Origin of the sequence: Streptomyces sp. NPDC058534 (assembly GCF_042717365.1) — a bacterium.
Taxonomy (GTDB): Bacteria; Actinomycetota; Actinomycetes; order Streptomycetales; family Streptomycetaceae; genus Streptomyces.
The window spans coordinates 16835-33587 of record NZ_JBHXNW010000057.1 but is presented as its reverse complement, the minus strand read 5'-3'; the positions used below and the strand labels follow the sequence as shown (position 1 = coordinate 33587).

15 protein-coding genes are annotated in these 16753 nt (G+C 73.7%); 9 read left to right on the top strand and 6 right to left on the bottom strand.

What is annotated here, in order from left to right; translation table 11 throughout:
* Nucleotides 1-35: 35 nt before the first annotated feature.
* Nucleotides 36-698: a LuxR C-terminal-related transcriptional regulator gene (locus tag ACFWR9_RS29440; protein WP_383847122.1), complete on the bottom strand. Its 663-nt coding sequence runs from the start codon at nt 696-698 to the stop codon at nt 36-38.
* Nucleotides 699-986: 288 nt separating this feature from the next.
* Nucleotides 987-1664, bottom strand: coding sequence for a DUF3000 domain-containing protein (locus ACFWR9_RS29435; RefSeq protein ID WP_383847120.1), 678 nt, complete (start codon nt 1662-1664; stop codon nt 987-989).
* A 151-nt stretch (nt 1665-1815) separates the two neighbouring features.
* On the opposite strand from ACFWR9_RS29435, the gene hemE reads away from it, so the two are divergent.
* Complete coding sequence (gene hemE / locus ACFWR9_RS29430; RefSeq protein WP_383847118.1) at nt 1816-2883, top strand: uroporphyrinogen decarboxylase; 1068 nt, start codon at nt 1816-1818, stop codon at nt 2881-2883.
* Between the two features lie 47 nt (nt 2884-2930).
* On the opposite strand, the gene ACFWR9_RS29425 is transcribed toward hemE, so the two are convergent.
* Both ACFWR9_RS29425 and ACFWR9_RS29420 read right to left on the bottom strand, forming a co-directional pair.
* Nucleotides 2931-3527 (bottom strand): hypothetical protein, encoded by a 597-nt coding sequence (locus ACFWR9_RS29425; protein ID WP_383847116.1) that lies wholly within the window; start codon nt 3525-3527, stop codon nt 2931-2933.
* Nucleotides 3528-3626: 99 nt separating this feature from the next.
* Nucleotides 3627-5255: an IS200/IS605 family accessory protein TnpB-related protein gene (locus ACFWR9_RS29420; protein ID WP_383847114.1), complete on the bottom strand. Its 1629-nt coding sequence runs from the start codon at nt 5253-5255 to the stop codon at nt 3627-3629.
* A gap of 735 nt (nt 5256-5990) precedes the next feature.
* On the opposite strand from ACFWR9_RS29420, the gene ACFWR9_RS29415 reads away from it, so the two are divergent.
* From ACFWR9_RS29415 to ACFWR9_RS29390, 6 genes are all read left to right on the top strand, one after another.
* Entirely contained in the window at nt 5991-7079 is a 1089-nt protein-coding gene (locus ACFWR9_RS29415; protein WP_383847112.1) for a phytanoyl-CoA dioxygenase family protein, read from the top strand.
* Entirely contained in the window at nt 7061-8386 is a 1326-nt protein-coding gene (locus ACFWR9_RS29410) for a DUF6271 family protein (protein ID WP_383847110.1), read from the top strand. The genes ACFWR9_RS29415 and ACFWR9_RS29410 overlap by 19 nt, the downstream gene beginning before the upstream one ends.
* Before the next feature lie 5 nt (nt 8387-8391).
* On the top strand, nt 8392-9612 hold the full coding sequence (locus ACFWR9_RS29405; RefSeq protein ID WP_383847108.1) for a type III PLP-dependent enzyme: 1221 nt from the start codon (nt 8392-8394) through the stop codon (nt 9610-9612).
* A complete protein-coding gene (locus tag ACFWR9_RS29400) occupies nt 9605-10171 on the top strand; it encodes a GNAT family N-acetyltransferase (protein WP_383847106.1) in 567 nt (188 codons plus the stop codon). Before ACFWR9_RS29405 ends, ACFWR9_RS29400 begins: the two co-directional genes overlap by 8 nt.
* Before the next feature lie 4 nt (nt 10172-10175).
* Nucleotides 10176-11411: an MFS transporter gene (locus ACFWR9_RS29395; RefSeq protein ID WP_383847104.1), complete on the top strand. Its 1236-nt coding sequence runs from the start codon at nt 10176-10178 to the stop codon at nt 11409-11411.
* A 103-nt stretch (nt 11412-11514) separates the two neighbouring features.
* Nucleotides 11515-11862 (top strand): hypothetical protein, encoded by a 348-nt coding sequence (locus tag ACFWR9_RS29390; protein ID WP_383847103.1) that lies wholly within the window; start codon nt 11515-11517, stop codon nt 11860-11862.
* A gap of 16 nt (nt 11863-11878) precedes the next feature.
* On the opposite strand, the gene ACFWR9_RS29385 is transcribed toward ACFWR9_RS29390, so the two are convergent.
* Nucleotides 11879-13279 (bottom strand): FAD-dependent oxidoreductase, encoded by a 1401-nt coding sequence (locus tag ACFWR9_RS29385; RefSeq protein WP_383847101.1) that lies wholly within the window; start codon nt 13277-13279, stop codon nt 11879-11881.
* Between the two features lie 27 nt (nt 13280-13306).
* The gene (locus ACFWR9_RS29380) at nt 13307-14269 is read right to left on the bottom strand and encodes a DUF4349 domain-containing protein (RefSeq protein ID WP_383847099.1); all 963 of its coding nucleotides are present in this window, start codon (nt 14267-14269) and stop codon (nt 13307-13309) included.
* A 167-nt stretch (nt 14270-14436) separates the two neighbouring features.
* On the opposite strand from ACFWR9_RS29380, the gene hemG reads away from it, so the two are divergent.
* Both hemG and hemQ read left to right on the top strand, forming a co-directional pair.
* Entirely contained in the window at nt 14437-15915 is a 1479-nt protein-coding gene (hemG, locus tag ACFWR9_RS29375; protein WP_383847098.1) for a protoporphyrinogen oxidase, read from the top strand.
* Nucleotides 15916-15919: 4 nt separating this feature from the next.
* Nucleotides 15920-16651, top strand: a complete 732-nt coding sequence (gene hemQ, locus ACFWR9_RS29370; protein WP_383847096.1) for a hydrogen peroxide-dependent heme synthase — start codon at nt 15920-15922, stop codon at nt 16649-16651.
* Nucleotides 16652-16753: the final 102 nt, after the last annotated feature.

Genomic DNA, 16753 nt, shown 5'->3' with positions numbered 1-16753 from the left:
GGGGGGTCGTAAACCAGTCAGGTCGGTGAACGGGGTCAGTGGATGATGCCGGTGCGCAGGGCCACCGCGACCATTCCGGCGCGGTCGCCCGTGCCGAGCTTGCGGGCGATGCGGGCCAGGTGGCTCTTGACGGTCAGGGCGGACAGACCCATGGAGACGCCGATCGCCTTGTTCGACTGGCCCTCCGCGACCAGCCGCAGCACCTCCACCTCGCGGCCGGAGAGTTCGCGGTAGCCGCCCGGGTGGCTCGGGGCGCCCGGGGGGCGGCGGTGCAGGCGGGCCGCTGCGGCGCCGATGGGAGCGGCGCCCGGCCGGGTGGGGAGTCCGACGTTGGTGCGGGTGCCGGTGACGACGTAGCCCTTGACGCCACCGGCGAGGGCGTTGCGGACGGCGCCGATGTCGTCGGCGGCGGACAGGGCCAGACCGTTGGGCCAGCCCGCGGCGCGGGTCTCCGACAGCAGGGTCAGGCCGGAGCCGTCGGGGAGGTGGACTTCCGCGACGCAGATGTCGCGGGGCTTGCCGATCCGGGGACGAGCCTCCGCGACGGACGAGGCCTCGATCACATCACGTACACCGAGCGCCCACAGATGGCGGGTGACGGTGGAACGGACGCGCTGATCGGCCACGACCACCATGGCGGTCGGCTTGTTCGGGCGGTAGGCGACCAGGCTTGCAGGCTGCTCGAGGAGAACGGACACCAGGCCTCCTGGGGTGTGGGACGGGGCCGGCTCGTGGGGGTGAAGCCGGGACGAACCGTGCTTTCAAGGTCCCAGTCGTCTTCGGCACCGAACCCGTCCGCCTTTAGAGAATGATCACGATCCGGTGAGTAACAATTCGAGCAATTCGGACACGCGGTCGATCATTCGAAGATCGAACGGTTTCGCACTTTGTCGATACGCGGCCGAAAGTGGCCGTGTCGACAAAGTGACGGAACGTTTCCCAGCCGTGCGGAAGCCCCCAGGTGAAGCGGTATGAGCAGGAGTGGGTCAGCGCGACTGCGGGCCGCGGCGCTGCGGCAGCGTGACGATCGACGCGTCACCGGGCCCGGCCGGCGGCAGCCCCGCGACCTGCGCCAGCAGATCGCACCACGAGGTGAGGTGCGCCGCGGTGTCCGGGACGCCGCCCGGACCCTCGCGCGGCGTCCAGGACGCCCGGATCTCGATCTGCGAGGCCGCCGGGCGCTCCGAGAGCCCCCCGAAGTAGTGGGAGCTCGCGCGCGTGACCGTGCCGCTGGGCTCGCCGTACGTCAGCCCGCGGGCCTGGAGCGCGCCGGTGAGCCAGGACCAGCACACCTCGGGCAGCAGCGGATCCGCGGCCATCTCCGGCTCCAGCTCGGCCCGGACCAGGGTCACCAGCCGGAAGGTGCCCCGCCAGGCGTCGTGCCCGGCCGGGTCGTGCAGCAGCACCAGCCGTCCGTCCGCCAGGTCCTCGTCGCCGTCGACGACCGCGGCCTCCAGCGCGTACGTGTGCGGGGCGAGCCGCTGGGGCGCGCGCGTGGGCTCCACCTCGATCTGCGGCCGCAGCCGCGCGACCCGCAGGGCCTCGACGGCGGCCGCGAAGGTCGGCGGTGCCGTGCTCCCCTTGTGCCGGGCCTCCTCCTCGGTTCCCTTCGCCTCGTCCATTCCGCCAGCGCCGTCCGACAGTCGTCCCTGAGCCGCAGCCATGCGGGGAACATTAAGCGGAACGGCGCCCGGGCGCAGGGAGGGACACCCGCGTGCGGGCGCGATGTCCGGATCACGCGGTACGGCGAGGGCGCGCGGGAGCCGTCCCACCCGCGGTCCGGGACCGTCCGTGCGCCATGCGAGACTTGCCGGTGTGAGTGCCAACCAGAGCCCCGCGAGCCAGCCGCCGACCGCCACGTACGACTCCGCGTTCCTCAGGGCCTGCAGGCGCGAGCCGGTGCCGCACACGCCGGTGTGGTTCATGCGACAGGCCGGGCGCTCGCTGCCGGAGTACCTCAAGGTGCGCGAGGGCATCCCGATGCTCGAGTCCTGCATGCGGCCGGAACTGGTCACCGAGATCACCCTCCAGCCGGTCCGCCGGCACGGCGTGGACGCCGCCATCTACTTCAGCGACATCGTGGTCCCGCTCAAGGCCATCGGCATCGACCTCGACATCAAGCCGGGCGTCGGCCCCGTCGTCGAGAACCCGATCCGCACCCGCGCGGACCTGGCACGGCTGCGCGAGCTGACCCCCGAGGACGTCACCTACGTCAGCGAGGCCATCGGCCTGCTCACCCGGGAGCTGGGCGCCACCCCGCTGATCGGCTTCGCGGGAGCGCCGTTCACCCTCGCCAGCTACCTCGTGGAGGGCGGCCCGTCCCGCAACCACGAGCACACCAAGGCGCTCATGTACGGCGACCCGCAGCTGTGGGCCGACCTCCTGGACCGGCTCGCCGGCATCACCGCCGCCTTCCTGAAGGTGCAGATCGAGGCGGGCGCGAGCGCCGTCCAGCTCTTCGACTCCTGGGTCGGCGCCCTCTCGCCCGCGGACTACAGCCGCTCGGTGCTGCCCGCCTCCCGCAAGGTCTTCGACGCCGTCGCCGGGTACGGGGTGCCGCGCATCCACTTCGGCGTCGGCACCGGCGAACTCCTCGGCCTCATGGGCGAGGCCGGCGCGGACGTCGTCGGCGTCGACTGGCGCGTCCCGATGGACGAGGCGGCCCGCCGGGTCGGCCCCGGCAAGGCGCTCCAGGGCAACCTGGACCCCGCGGTCCTCTTCGCCACCCCGCAGGCCGTGGAGACCAAGGCCGGCGAGGTCCTGGACGCGGCGGCGGGCCTGGAGGGCCACGTCTTCAACCTCGGCCACGGCGTCCTGCCCACCACCGACCCGGACGCGCTGTCCCGCCTCGTGGAGTACGTGCACACCCGCACCGCCCGCTGAGTCCCGCTCACGTCAGCCACGCGGGGCGGCAGTCCTGGTGACACCTCTCACGTCGATGACGGCTCCGCGGGCCCCGCACCGCTCCCCGCCGCCTCCGCGTCCGCCGCTCCCCCCAGCACGGCCGCCGCCACCAGCGGGTACAGCAGCTCGCCCACCGTGGCCGGCCATCGCACCGGCACGACCCGGCGCAGCGCCCCCGGCGCCAGCGTGGACAGCGCCTCCCGGGCCGCCGGACGCGCGAGGTCGGGGAAGCCGCCGAGGTCCCGGGTCACCACGCCCAGGGCGTAGGCGGTGGTCCACACCTCGGCGAGCAGTACGTCGCTGACCCGGTCGTGGATCAACTCCCGGTGCGGGACGCTCTCCAGGGCCGTCCGCAGCGACGCCACGACCCGCTCCCGCCCGATGCCCCGCTCCAGCAGCGCCTCCTCGGCCGGCACCCGGCGCCAGCCGTCCGGACTCGCCGGGTCGCGCAGGTAGACCACGGCCAGCTGCTCCCACCAGCAGAAGTACGGCACGGCGCGCATCGCGGGCAGCACGGAGCCCCAGGGGTCGCCGGCCGGGGCGAGGCAGGCGGCGCTGCGCGGGCCCATCACGTCGTTGCCGACGAGGCTCGGGGGGTTGGCGTGGTCGACCGGGCCGGCCACCGGGACGACCCGGTCGACGTCGTGCAGGTAGTCGAGCAGGGTGACGTCGTCGGTCGCGTCGGGCGCGGCCTTCGCGGTGGCGTACTCCTCGAACCGTTCCTATTCAGTGTGCAGGAGTGAGTCCTGGACCCATTCCTGGACGCTGCGGGCACCCCGAACGGTGTTGGGTGTCCTGGTCGCCCGCGTTCGCTCCGTGTCCGGCGCCACGGATCGTGTCCGTGGTCCGGGAATACGGGGGCGGGGTCCCTCACGCCCAGAGCCTTCCGGGCCGGCCTGGGCGGTCCGATGCCCGCATCCATCGCTCTGGTGGGTGCGGGGCGGTGCCGTCCGACGCCGGACCGGATAGCCCTGGGCGCGTCGCCCGATCGCGATGCTCGCCGCATCGTGACGGGTCGTCCTACGGGTGGTGCTGGTCAACGGTTTCTGCCAGTGCTGGGCACCCCAGCGGGAGGTGTAGGCGGGGTCGACGGCGATGATGGTGACGCCCGTCTGGTCGGCCATCGACACGAGGCGGGCGCGGAGCCGGCCGGTGGGCATGCCGGAGATCAGCTGCCGGAACCGTTTCCGGCCGCCGTGTTTCTCGCGGGTCTTGGCGGCGGTGAAGTCGAGGTCCTCGACGGCAATCGCCTGCACGCCGCTGGAGGTGGCCCAGTGCAGGAGCCGGGTCAGGGCGTGGCGAACCTGCGCGTCGCGATGCTCGGCGGGGCCGGTGAGATCGTAGGAGAAGCGGCGCGGGTCTCCGGTGGGGTTGCCGTGGGTGTCGAGGCGCCAGGCGGCGAGGTGATCGGCGTTCATGTCGACCCCGATCACCCCCTCGGTCAGTGCCGCAGTCAGGGGGATGGTGCGGGTGGCGGGTTTCTGCCAGGACGCGGTCACGTACCAGCGGCCGCGGGCCGGGTCGTGGTGGATGCGGTAGGCGACGGCCCGGTTGCCCGCGATACGGTCGGCCCACTCCTGCCCCCGGTGCGCGAAGGTCACCCGGCCGGTCAGGACGTACCGGCCGTGCGGAGCATTGGCCAGATGGGCAAGCGGGGCGGGGAGCCGGATGCTGACCTCACCGTCCAGGCTGATGCGGATCGTCTCGTTCCCGAACCGCTTCCCGGACTCCCCGTCCGCCTGCACAAACCACCGTTGCGCCTCCCACAGCTCGCGCCAACGGGCCTCGGAGAGCCCGGCGGCGGTCAGATGGTGCCGGGTGCGGGCCAGCCGCTTGCCACCCCGCACCACGTGCACCGAGCCCGCCTTCCAGTCCGCGCGCGCCCGGACCAGCCGGTCCTCCAGCACGTGCAGCCGCCGGGCCTTGGCATGCCACTCCCGCCGACTGCGATACCCACCCGGGGCGCGCTTGGCGCCCTTCTCGCCGACGGGCAGCGACAGCCGGTGCCGCAGCGTCCGCACCCCCGCCTCCAACGACTGCAGATACGCGTGGGCACCACGGCGGGCCAGCCCCCACTGATCATGCGACGCCTTGGTGATCGCACCCGCCCACCGCGCCGACGACAGGGGCGTCAACTCCCGCTTACGCACCGCCCACGCCCCGGCATCATGCCCCAGCCCATCACGACAGCGCGCCTTCAGATCACGACCGGCCAGCGTGCCCAGATGGGCGCCCACCCGCCGCAACACCTCCGCGTCCACGGGAGTGAGCTGCTTGAGCCGGGTACGGACCGCCACCCCCGACGGACCCAGCGCGACGAACGGCGCCGCAAGCCCCCGCAGACCACCCACCCTCGCACCCCCGCTCAGTCATGACGACCCATCCACCCACTCAACGAACACCCTCACCCAAGGTCACGCATTCGACGGACGAACTCCCGATCCCACTCGGACACAGAGCCCTCCGACCTCACCCTCGTACTCACTCAGTCACGCCAGAGCACACTCATGCGCAGTCACCGGCCAGCAGTTCCCAACCCCGGCTGGAGGACGGAGAGCGCGAGCCGACGCAGCTCGCCGCTGTGCTTGCTGGAGGCCATCGGGCGCGCCTTTCGGGTGACGTTCTTGGTATAGACCAAGAGGGTGCGCGTTCAGGTTAACCAGACCTGTCAAGAGGGGTGCCGCCGAACTCGGAAGTAACAACTTTCCTCGTCAGGAGGGGTGTTGACACCTTCCCTTGGTCTAGTCCATTGTGAGGCGCAAGTTCGGCGAGGGACACATGAGACACCAGTTTCCCCGCCGGACACCTGCCGCGGCCGGGCTGCGAAGACCGCTCGCGACGCCTTCCGTACGACGACTTCCGTGACGACCACCCCGGACGAGACGACCATTCCGGACGAGAGCGCGGACCGGGCGAGCCCCTGAACCGGGACGCCCCGTCCGTCCGAGCCGCCCTCGTCGCCCGCTCCCGCCCCCCGGACGCGAGCGGGCCCGCTGCCCCCACCGACCTCATGTGTGACGGCCCGACCTCCGTCGCACACACCGCCGTTGCCCGCACGGTGCGACGGCGAGGATCTGGAGCACCACATGGCGACGCCCGATTCCCACCTCCACCGAGCCCCGTCGGACATCCCCTACTTCAGCGCGGACGCCGACACCTACCTGGCCCGCACCCAGCTGCGCGACCTGGACAAGACCCGCCCGCTTCGGGTGCTGTCCGAGGAGGACTTCGCGCACTGGCAGACGTACGGCCACGTCGTGGTCAAGGAGGCGATACCCGCCTCGTCCGCGCGCCGGCTGCTCGACTTCGCCTGGGAGTTCCAGGGCCTCGACCCCGATCGCCCCGACACCTGGTACCAGGACCGCGAGTACCGCTCCGACCTCGACCGGGAACTGCACATCTACGGCTTCGTCGAGGCGTACCAGCACCAGCTCATCTGGGACAGCCGGCAGGCCCAGCGGGTGTACGACGCCTTCGTCGACGTGTGGGACTGCGAGGAGCTGTGGGTCACCCTGGACCGGCTCAACCTCAACCCGCCCAACGTGGGCAACCGCGACCGCGCCCTCATCGACAAGCCCGAGCGCGGCTTCGACATCGATCTGCACTGGGACGTCGACACCACGCTCGGCGTCCTGCCGCAGCGGGTCCAGGGCATCATCGCCCTCAACGACACCAAGCCGGACCACGGCGGCTTCCAGTGCTGCCCCGAGCTGTTCCGCCGCTTCGACCGCTGGAAGGCCCTCCAGCCCGACGGCCGTGACCCGATCCGGCCCGCGATCGACCGCGAGGACATGCCCGTCGTACGGCCCGACCTGGAGGCCGGCGACCTGCTCATCTGGAACGGCCTGCTGGCCCACGGAGTGGCACCCAACGTCTCCGGCGAGGGCGTGCGCGCCGTCCAGTACCTGTCGATGATGCCCGCGCTGGAGGGCCACCGCAGGCTGCGCGACTCCCGCGTCGACTCCTGGCGCACCCTCGCCACCCCCGACTGGAACGTCACGCTCCTCGGCGACGCCCACCGCCACGAGTCCGAACGCTACGGGCCCGCCGAGCTGAACGAACTGGGCGCCAGGCTGCTGGGCCTCAAGTCCTGGCACGACGACGGCACCGGCACCGGCACGGACGAGGCGACCGACGAGGCCACCGGGGACGCCGCATGCGCAGCATCTGCCTGACCCTCCCCACCAACCGGCACTGCCCGGACACCATCACGGCACTCGGCGAGGAAGCGGCCCACGCGGTCGCCCACTTCGACATCGATGTCCACCTGCTGGTCCTGGACTCCTGCCCGCCCGAGGACCATGCCGCCCACGCCGAGGCGCTGCGGCGGCTGCCCCCGCACCCCCGGATCACGGCGCACCACCCCGACGAGGCCGCCCAGCGCGACTTCCTGGAGCGGGTGACGGCACACTCCGGCAGCGCCAAGCCCGAGCTGCTCCTCGACCTGATGCTGCCCGACGGCCTGTCCTACGGCGCCTGCACCAACCGCGCCTTCCTGATCGCGGCCGCCCTCGGCTGCGAGTCCGTCCACCGCAGGGACTCCGACAGCCGCTACCAGAGCGTGAACGGCCGCACCGTCTTCCCCGTCCACCACGAACTGCTCTCCCTCGGCCGGCGCGCCGCCGACGCCGTACCCGGGGTCACCGAGTCCGCCCTCGCGGACGGTCTCCTGGCACGGCGGGTCGCCATGGTGGGCGGCTCCTTCGTGGGCGAACTCTCCGTGGACATCGCGCGGATACGCGACGCCGACCCCGGCGTCTACCACGACGTCGTCTCCCTTTGGGCACCCGAGGACTGGACCCCCGAGCAGAAACGGGACCTCGTCGAGGAGTCCTTCGCCGGGGCCGGCACCGAACCCTTCACGGCGGACCACTCGCTGCTCACGGTGGTCGACCCGATGCGGGTCGACATGTGCAACATCGCCTTCCACGGGGAGACGGTCAGCGAACGCGTACCGCTGCCGCCCGCCCGCGACACCATCGGCAGCGACTACTTCCTCGTCCACCTGGTGCACGACGCCCAGCTGCCGGGAGTGCTGCACAACCGCCACATCGTCAACTACTACACCGGCGAACGACGGACCGGTCCCGGCTTCCTCGCCTACCAGACCCGCTTCGCCAAGTTCCTGCTGTCGATGCTCTACTTCCACTTCGTCTACGACCGCATGGCCGAGGCGGGCGACACGCTCCTGGACGAGCACGGCCGGGCCCGCCCCGCCGCCGTGGCCGCCCTGGCCCGCGAGAGCACCGGCCTCGACACCGCGGAGAACGTCCGCCGGCTCGAAGCCCTCGACACCGCCTACCGGCGCCTCGGCGGCCCGTACGCCGACTTCGCCGACCTGCTGGCCGGCCGGCGCGAGCGGCTCCTCGACGAGGCGCGCGGCGACATGGCGGACTTCGCCCTGCTGACCGAGGCGTGGCAGGGGCTGGTCGCCGCCGCCAAGGCCACGCCCCCGGTCCGGCCACCGGTGGCGCCGCGGTGAGCGCGATGAGCGCGGTGACGAGCCGGGTGCCGGGCGCGGTCCTCAGCGAGCCCCTGGCCGCCGCCCTCGCCGCCGCCACCGAGGACCGCATCGTCTACGACCTGGCCGGCATCGAGGAGCGGCACGACACGCTGCGCCGGGAACTGCCCGGCGTACAGGTGCGGTTCGCGATGAAGGCCTGCCCGGTCGACGAGGTCCTCGCCGCCCTGGCCCGACGCGGCGCCGGCGCCGACGCGGCCAGCCCCGGCGAGGTCGAGCAGGCGCTGCGGGCCGGAGTGCCGGCCGGGCGCGTGCACTACGGCAACACCGTGAAGTCCGACCGGAACATCGCCGAGGCGTACCGGCTCGGCATCCGCACCTTCGCCACCGACAGCGTCCAGGACATCGCCGCCCTCGCCCACCACGCCCCCGGCGCCCGCGTCTTCTGCCGGGTGGCGACCGGCGGCGCGGGCGCCGTATGGGGGCTCAGCAACAAGTTCGGCTGCTCGCCCGCCGACGCCGTCCGCGTCATGGAGCGGGCCCGGGACGCCGGTCTGGTCCCGGCGGGCCTGTCCGTGCACGTCGGCTCCCAGCAGATGACCGGCGAGGCGTGGCACGCCGCCATCGAGGACCTCGGCGAGGTACTGCGCGCGCTGGACCGGCGCGGCATCCGCGTCGACCACGTCAACCTCGGCGGCGGCCTGCCCGCGCTCGGCTACCGCGACCGGCGCGGCACCCCCCTCGACCCGCCGCTGGACAAGATCTTCGCGGTGATCCGGGAGGGCACGGACGAACTGCGCCGGATCCACGGCGGACCGCTGGACTTCGTCATCGAACCCGGCCGGCACCTCGTCGCCGACCACGGCGCGATCCGTGCCCACGTCGCCCGCCTCACCGAACGCCGGGACGTCGACGGCGAACGGCGGCACTGGCTCTACCTGAGCTGCGGCAAGTTCAACGGCCTGTACGAGATGGACGCCCTCCAGTACCGGCTGGTCTTCCCGGGCCACCCCGACGGCCCGCGCGTCCAGGCCGTCGTCGCCGGACCCACCTGCGACAGCGACGACGCCTACTCCCACCACGAGGGACTGGTGCCCGTACCCGAGGCGCTGGCCTCGGGCGACCCGGTCTGGGTGCTGTCCTCAGGCGCCTACGCGACCAGCTACACGACCCTGGGCTTCAACGGCTTCGCCCCGCTCCCGTACGCCTGGGCGGACCGTCCCGAGGGGACCGGCGCCGATGACTGACACCGTGCGCGTACGGCCCCTCGCCGACCGGGACTGGGACGCCGTCTTGGCGCTGGAGCGGGACGCCTACACCGGCCTCGGCCTGTCCGAGGGGCGGGCGGCGCTGGGGTCCCGGGCGGCGGCGTCGCCGGACACCTGCTTCGTCGTGGACGTCGGCGCCCGCACCGCCGGATACGTGCTGGCCCTGCCTTACCCGCCGCACCGCTACCCGGACCTGGCGCGGGCGGAGGAGGCCACGACGGCGTTCCCGCCCGGCAACCTCCACCTGCACGACATCGTCGTGGCGCCGGGCCTGCGCCGCAGAGGGCTGGCGCGGCACCTGCTGCACCACCTGACCGGCACCGCCCGCACACGCGGGGACGAGCGGATCTCGCTGGTCGCCGTGGGCGGCACCGAGCGGTTCTGGTCGACGCGCGGGTTCGTGGCCGAGCCGGGGGTGGTGCCCGACGGCGCCTACGGCGGCGAGGCCGTCTACATGTCCAAGCCGGTCCCGGCCCACCCGTCCCTCTCCCCGCCCCCGACCCCGCCCCGACCCCGCCCTCGTACCTGCGCGAAGTGAGCTGATGCGCGTGTCCCGTGTCCACGACCCCTTCCTGCGCGGCCAGTTGGCCATCGCCGCGCTGTTCCTGTCCCTCGGCTTCCAGTACGCCACCTGGGCCGCGCGGATCCCGGCGCTCAAGTCCGACCTGGACCTGAGCGCCGCCGAGGTGGGGGTGCTCCTGATGGCCGCGGGGGTCGGCGCGGCGGTGTCGTTCCCGGCGGTGGCGTGGCTGATGCGGCGCATGGGCTCACGGCGGCTGGGCCTGCTCTCCCAGCTCGGCCTCGCCCTGCTGCTGCTCGGCCTGGCGGCGGCCCCCAACTACCCGGTGGCCCTGCTGGTGATGTGCGCCGACGGTGTTCTCGTCGGCTGCCTGAACGTGGCCATGAACGCGCAGGGCGCCGCCCTGGAGACACGGCACGAACGCAACACCATGGCGAGGCTGCACGCGACGTTCTCCGCCGGATCGCTGCTCGCCGCGCTGCTCGCCTCGGGCATGACCGCCGCGACCGACTCGGTCGCCGCGCACTTCGGCGTGGCCGTCGTCCTCCTCGCCGTCCTGGGCGCGTCCGCGCGGACGGGACTCCTCGACGACGAGGCACCGGTGGACCAGGCGGACCGGGCGGACCAGGCCGATCCGGCCGATCCGGCCGCCCCCGCCGACAAGAAGCCGGCCGGCCGCCGCTGGACCGTCCCCTCCCGCATGACCCTGTGGATGTGCTGCGCCATGGTCTTCGGCACGGTCGCCGAGGGCGCCATGAACGACTGGTCAGCCCTCTACCTCAAGGACGTCGCCGAGGCGTCGGCGGAACTCGCGCCCCTGGGCATCGCCGTGGTGTCGGGGATGATGGTCGTCGCCCGCCTCTTCGCCGACGGCTGGCGGGCCCGCTGGGGCGACGGCCGGGTCGTTCTCCTGGGCAGCGCGGTCGCCGCCGCCGGCCTCGCCCTCGCGCTGGTCAGCGGCGGCGTCGCACCGGCCCTCGCGGGCTTCGCCTGCATGGGCCTGGGCATCGCCGCCGTGACCCCCTGCGTCTACGCCGCCGCGGCCCGCCAGGACTCGGACGCGCTGACCCTGGTCGCCGCCATGGGCACCACCGGACTGCTCGCCGGGCCGCCGCTCATCGGCTTCATCGCCGGCGCGAGCAGCCTGGCCTGGGGCATGGGCGCCGTGGCCGCGTCCGCGGGCGCCGTCGCCCTGTGCAGCAGCCGCATCCGGTGGACCCCGGCACCGGCCGTGCGGAGCGAGGCCACCCCCGCCTGATCCCTCGCCCGCCCCTTGAACGCCCCCGGCCGCGCGTACGTATGCCCTCTCAACCGCCCGCGGCCCGGGGAAGGCGGACGCGGGGACGACGTGAGGATCAGCGATGAACGAACGGCTCACACCGGCGCCGGCGATGCACGCCCTGCCCGACGGGGAGGCCGAGGTCGCCCTCGTGCTGCGCCTGCCCTGGGAGGACGTGGCCCGGCTCGGCCAGGAGGCCGGGCGGCTGGCCGCGCAGATGCAACGCCCGGTGACGCTGGACGAGACGGTGAGTCACCGGCTGCGCTCCGCGCGGGCCGCGGCGACGCACGCCAGGCCGGCCGGCGAACAGCCGCCCGCGGTGGCCGCGTCGGCGGCCGCCACCGCACCCGCCTCGGTGTCGTCGCTGCCCGCACGGCCCCCGGCCGAGCAGGCACGGCAGGCCATCGACCGGATCAACGGGACCGCGTAGGACGGCGCCGCGGCACTCAGCGGCGCTGCTCCTCCACCGCCCGTGCGGTCCTGCGGGCGGCCACCAGCACGGGGTCCCACACGGGGGAGAAGGGCGGTGCGTACCCCAGGTCCAGGGCCGTCATCCGGTCCACCGTCATCCCGGCCGTGAGGGCCACCGCGGCGATGTCGACCCGCTTGCCCGCGCCCTCGCGGCCGACGATCTGGACGCCGAGCAGCCGGCCGGTGCGCCGCTCGGCGAGCATCTTCACCGTCATGGGGGAGGAGTCCGGGTAGTAGCCCGCGCGGCTGGTGGACTCGATCGTGGCCGTCACGAACCGCAGCCCCGCCCGCAGCGCGTCCTTCTCGCGCAGTCCGGTGCGCGCGATCTCCAGGTCGCAGACCTTGCTGACCGCCGTGCCGACCACGCCGGGGAAGGTGGCGTAACCGCCGCCCGCGTTGGTGCCGATGACCTGGCCGTGCTTGTTGGCGTGCGTGCCCAGCGGGATGTGCCGCAGCTGACCGGAGACCAGGTCGAGCACCTCCACGCAGTCGCCGCCCGCCCAGATGTTCTCGTGCCCCCGCACCCGCATGCCGAGGTCGGTCAGCAGCCCGCCGTGCGCGCCGAGCGGCAGCCCGGCGGCCCCGGCCAGCGTGGTCTCGGGGCGTACACCGATGCCGAGCACGACCACGTCCGCCGGGTACTCGGCGTCCTCGGTGGCCACCGCCCGGACCCGGCCGTCGTCCCCGGTGAGCACCTTGGTGACCTCGGCGCCGTTCACCATGGTGATGCCGAGACCCTCCATGGCCTCGTGCACCATGCGGCCCATGTCCGGGTCCAGCGTCGACATCGGCTCCCGGCCGCGGTTGACGACCGTCACCTCGTAGCCGCGGTTGATCAGCGCCTCGGCCATCTCCACGCCGATGTACCCGGCGCCGACGACCACCGCGCGACGGCCCCGCGTGCGGGTGAGCGTGTCGAGCAGCGCCTGACCGTCGTCCAGCGTCTGCACCCCGTGCACGCCGGGCGCGTCGACGCCCGGCAGCTCCGGCCGGATCGGCCGCGCCCCGGTGCCGATCACGAGCTTGTCGTACGGCGTCCAGGACTCCGCTCCCGAATCGAGGTCACGCGCGCGTACCCGTCCGCCGGCCACGTCGATCTCCGTGACCTCCGAGCGCATCCGCAGGTCGATGTCCCGGTCGCGGTGCTCCTCGGGCGTGCGGGCGATCAACTGGTCCCGGTCGGCCACGTCGCCGCCGACCCAGTACGGGATGCCGCACGCCGAGTACGAACTGAAGTGGCCGCGCTCGAACGCCACGATCTCCAGTTCGTCCGGGCCCTTCAGCCGGCGGGCCTGCGACGCCGCGGACATCCCCGCGGCGTCACCGCCGATCACGACCAGTCGCTCTCTCGTACCGCCCGCAGCGCTCATGCTCATGCGAACACGCTACGCGGACGGGGCATTTCAGTCCCGCGCGCCGGGCTCCTCCTCGCGCGCCGCCGGTGCGGCCGGTGCCGCCTGTGCCTGTGCCGCCGCCGGTGCCGGTGCCGGGCGGCGCGGCAGCCTGGGCCGCACCACCCGCAGCCACACCAGCACCAGCAGCGCCGCCACCGCGGCGAACGGCAGCACCGCGCCGAGGGCCACTGCCAGCCAACGCAGCATCGTCACGAAGGCGTCCCAGCCCCCGGCCAGCGCGTCCGTGAACCCGGGGTCGTCGTCCTCGGCGGCCTCGTCCACCGGCGTCTCGGACAGGGAGAGGGTGATGGTGGCCAGGCTGGTGCGGTCCTTCAGGGACGCCTGCTGGGCCAGCAGCGCCTCCAGTTCGGTCTGCCGGGAACTCAGCTCGCCCTCCAGCGTCACCACGTCGCTCAGCTTCGTCGCCCGGTCCATCAGCTCCCGCACCCGGGCCACGCTGGCCCGCTGCGACTTGATCCGGCTCTCCACGTCGACGACCTGGTCGGTGACGTCCTCCGCCTTCGCGCCCCGGTGCAGCAGCTTCCCGGCGCCCTCCAGGCCGTCGAGGACGTCCTGGTAGGCGTCGACGGGAACGCGCAGCTCCAGCCGGGTGCGTTCCCGGCCGTCCTCGTCCCGGCTGGTGTCCTCGTCGCCCACGTAGCCGCCCGCGTTCTCGACGGTGGTGCGGGCCTCGTCCAGGGCCTTCGGCACGTCCTCGACCTGGACGGTCAGTGAGGCGGTGCGGATGACGTGGGACGCGGCGGCCTTCGGCGGCGCGCTCGCCCGGGCGCCGTCGCCGTCGCCGCCTGCGGCGCCCCGCCGGTCGTCCGCCGCGGCCTCCTTGGCCGCGCTGCCCGCGCTGTCCGCGCCGGAGTCACCGCCCCCGGAGCTGCATCCGGTGAGCGCGAGAGCCGCGGCCAGCAGGACGGCGGCCAGCGCCGGAAGCGGTCGTGGGAAAGGTGATGTGCGCATCGGGGCCCCCGAGATCGTCGGTACGACTGTCGTTCCTACGACGCGGGGAGCGGCCCGGAGGTCGGCGCGAAACGGTCCCGAACAGGTCACGGTCCGGACTCGCGGGGCCCGGACACGTCACCGGCCTGGCGGCGGCCCCGCCGGTGAGGTCTGAGACGCTGGGGGACATGTGCGCAAGTGAGACCCCCGCGGGGCAGGTTCCCGCGGACCCGGGACATGTCGTCGTCGTCGGAGCCGGCATCGCCGGACTGGCCGCCGCCCACCGCCTGCTGGAGCGCGGCGCCCGGGTGACCGTCCTTGAGGCGTCCGACCGGGTCGGCGGCAAGCTGCTGCCCGGGGAGATCGCCGGAGTCCGTGTCGACCTCGGCGCCGAGTCGATGCTGGCCCGCCGCCCCGAGGCCGTCGGCCTGGCCCGCGCGGCCGGTCTCGCCGACCGCCTCCAGCCGCCGGCCACCGCGTCGGCCTCCCTGTGGACCCGCGGCGCCCTGCGCCCCATGCCCAAGGGCCACGTCATGGGCGTCCCCGGCACCGCCGCCGCCCTGGCCGGCGTCCTCTCCGAGGAGGGCCTGGCCCGCATCGAGCGCGACGCCGACCTGCCCCGCACCGAGGTGGGCGACGACGTCGCTGTGGGGGAGTACGTCGCCGCGCGCCTCGGCCGCGAGGTCGTCGACCGCCTCGTCGAACCGCTGCTCGGCGGGGTCTACGCGGGCGACGCCTACCGCATCTCGCTGCGCTCCGCCGTGCCCCAGCTCTTCGAGGCGGCCCGCGACCACACCTCCCTCACCGAGGCGGTGCGCGCCCTCCAGGGCCGGACGGCCACCTCCCCGCCCAGCGGCCCGGTGTTCATGGGCATCGAGGGCGGCGTCGGCACCCTGCCCCTCGCCGTCGCCGAGTCGGTCCGCGCGCGGGGCGGCGACATCGTCACCGGGGCACCCGTGACGGAGCTGCGCCGCACCGCTCCGGACGGCTGGCGGATCGTCGCCGGCGGCCGGGTGCTGCACGCCGGCGCGGTCGTCGTCGCCCTCCCCGCCCGCCCCGCCGCCGAGCTGCTGCGCGCCGAGGCCCCCGCGGCCGCCGCCGAGCTGTCCGCGGTGGAGTACGCCTCGATGGCCCTGATCACCCTCGCCTACCGCCGCTCCGACGCCGCCGCCCTGCCCGAGGGCAGCGGCTTCCTGGTGCCGCCGGTCGACGGGCACACCATCAAGGCGTCCACCTTCGCCTCCCGCAAGTGGGGCTGGATCGCCGACGACGGCCCGGACCTGGTCGTCCTGCGCACCTCCGTCGGGCGGTACGGCGAGACCGAGATCCTCGGCCGCGACGACGCGGGCCTGGTCGCCGCGTCCCGGCACGACCTCGGCGAGGCCACCGGGCTGACCGCCGAGCCCGTCGCCACCCGCGTCACCCGCTGGCAGGACGGCCTGCCCCAGTACCCCGTCGGCCACCACGCGCGCGTGGCCCGCGTCCGCGAGCACGTCGCGAAGGTCCCGGGCCTCGCGGTGTGCGGCGCGGCCTACGACGGCGTCGGCATCCCGGCGAGCATCGCGAGCGCGTACGCGGCCGTGGACCAGATCCACGGGGACCTGCGCGGCGTGGACGAGCTCACCGCCCACCCGGTGCAGAGTCTGCACGGCGGAGCGGGAGAATAGGGGCATGAGTGACGACGCCTCCACCCCTGCCGCCGACCGGATCCCCAACAAGGGCAAGCTGGCCAAGGACCTCAACGAGGTCATCCGCTACACCCTCTGGTCCGTCTTCAAGCTCAAGGACACGCTCCCCGAGGACCGTGCCGGGTACGCCGACGAGGTCCAGGAACTGTTCGACCAGCTCGCCGCCAAGGACGTGACGGTCCGCGGCACCTACGACCTGTCCGGTCTGCGCGCCGACGCCGACCTCATGATCTGGTGGCACGCGGAGACCGCCGACCAGCTCCAGGAGGCGTACAACCTCTTCCGCCGCACGAAGCTGGGCCGCGCGCTGGAGCCGGTCTGGTCGAACATGGCGCTGCACCGCCCCGCCGAGTTCAACCGCGCGCACATCCCGGCCTTCCTGGCCGACGAGACGCCCCGCGACTACATCAGCGTCTACCCGTTCGTGCGCTCCTACGACTGGTACCTGCTGCCCGACGAGGACCGTCGCCGCATGCTCGCCGACCACGGCAAGATGGCCCGCGGCTACCCGGACGTGCGCGCCAACACGGTCGCCTCCTTCTCGCTCGGCGACTACGAGTGGCTCCTCGCCTTCGAGGCCGACGAACTGCACCGCATCGTCGACCTCATGCGCCACCTGCGCGCCTCCGAGGCCCGCATGCACGTCCGCGAGGAGGTCCCGTTCTACACCGGGCGCCGCAAGGACGTCGCGGAGCTGGTGGCCGGGCTGGCTTGATCGGCTGGCCTGGTCGTCGGTCGGCCGGGGGTCCGGGGGTTGTCCCCCGGGGGGTGCGGCACCGGGCGCCGCAAGGACGTCGCGGAGCTGGTGGCCGGGCTG

Excerpts from the sequence above, each read along its gene's own strand:
- hemQ (WP_383847096.1), top strand. The coding sequence starts at position 15,920 with ATGAGTGACGACGCCTCCACCCCTGCCGCCGACCGGATCCCCAACAAG.
- ACFWR9_RS29385 (WP_383847101.1), bottom strand. The coding sequence starts at position 13,279 with ATGAGCATGAGCGCTGCGGGCGGTACGAGAGAGCGACTGGTCGTGATC.
- ACFWR9_RS29410 (WP_383847110.1), top strand. The coding sequence starts at position 7,061 with ATGCGCAGCATCTGCCTGACCCTCCCCACCAACCGGCACTGCCCGGAC.
- ACFWR9_RS29395 (WP_383847104.1), top strand. The coding sequence starts at position 10,176 with ATGCGCGTGTCCCGTGTCCACGACCCCTTCCTGCGCGGCCAGTTGGCC.
- ACFWR9_RS29405 (WP_383847108.1), top strand. The coding sequence starts at position 8,392 with ATGAGCGCGGTGACGAGCCGGGTGCCGGGCGCGGTCCTCAGCGAGCCC.
- ACFWR9_RS29400 (WP_383847106.1), top strand. The coding sequence starts at position 9,605 with ATGACTGACACCGTGCGCGTACGGCCCCTCGCCGACCGGGACTGGGAC.
- ACFWR9_RS29415 (WP_383847112.1), top strand. The coding sequence starts at position 5,991 with ATGGCGACGCCCGATTCCCACCTCCACCGAGCCCCGTCGGACATCCCC.
- ACFWR9_RS29390 (WP_383847103.1), top strand. The coding sequence starts at position 11,515 with ATGAACGAACGGCTCACACCGGCGCCGGCGATGCACGCCCTGCCCGAC.
- ACFWR9_RS29380 (WP_383847099.1), bottom strand. The coding sequence starts at position 14,269 with ATGCGCACATCACCTTTCCCACGACCGCTTCCGGCGCTGGCCGCCGTC.
- hemG (WP_383847098.1), top strand. The coding sequence starts at position 14,437 with ATGTGCGCAAGTGAGACCCCCGCGGGGCAGGTTCCCGCGGACCCGGGA.
- ACFWR9_RS29435 (WP_383847120.1), bottom strand. The coding sequence starts at position 1,664 with ATGGCTGCGGCTCAGGGACGACTGTCGGACGGCGCTGGCGGAATGGAC.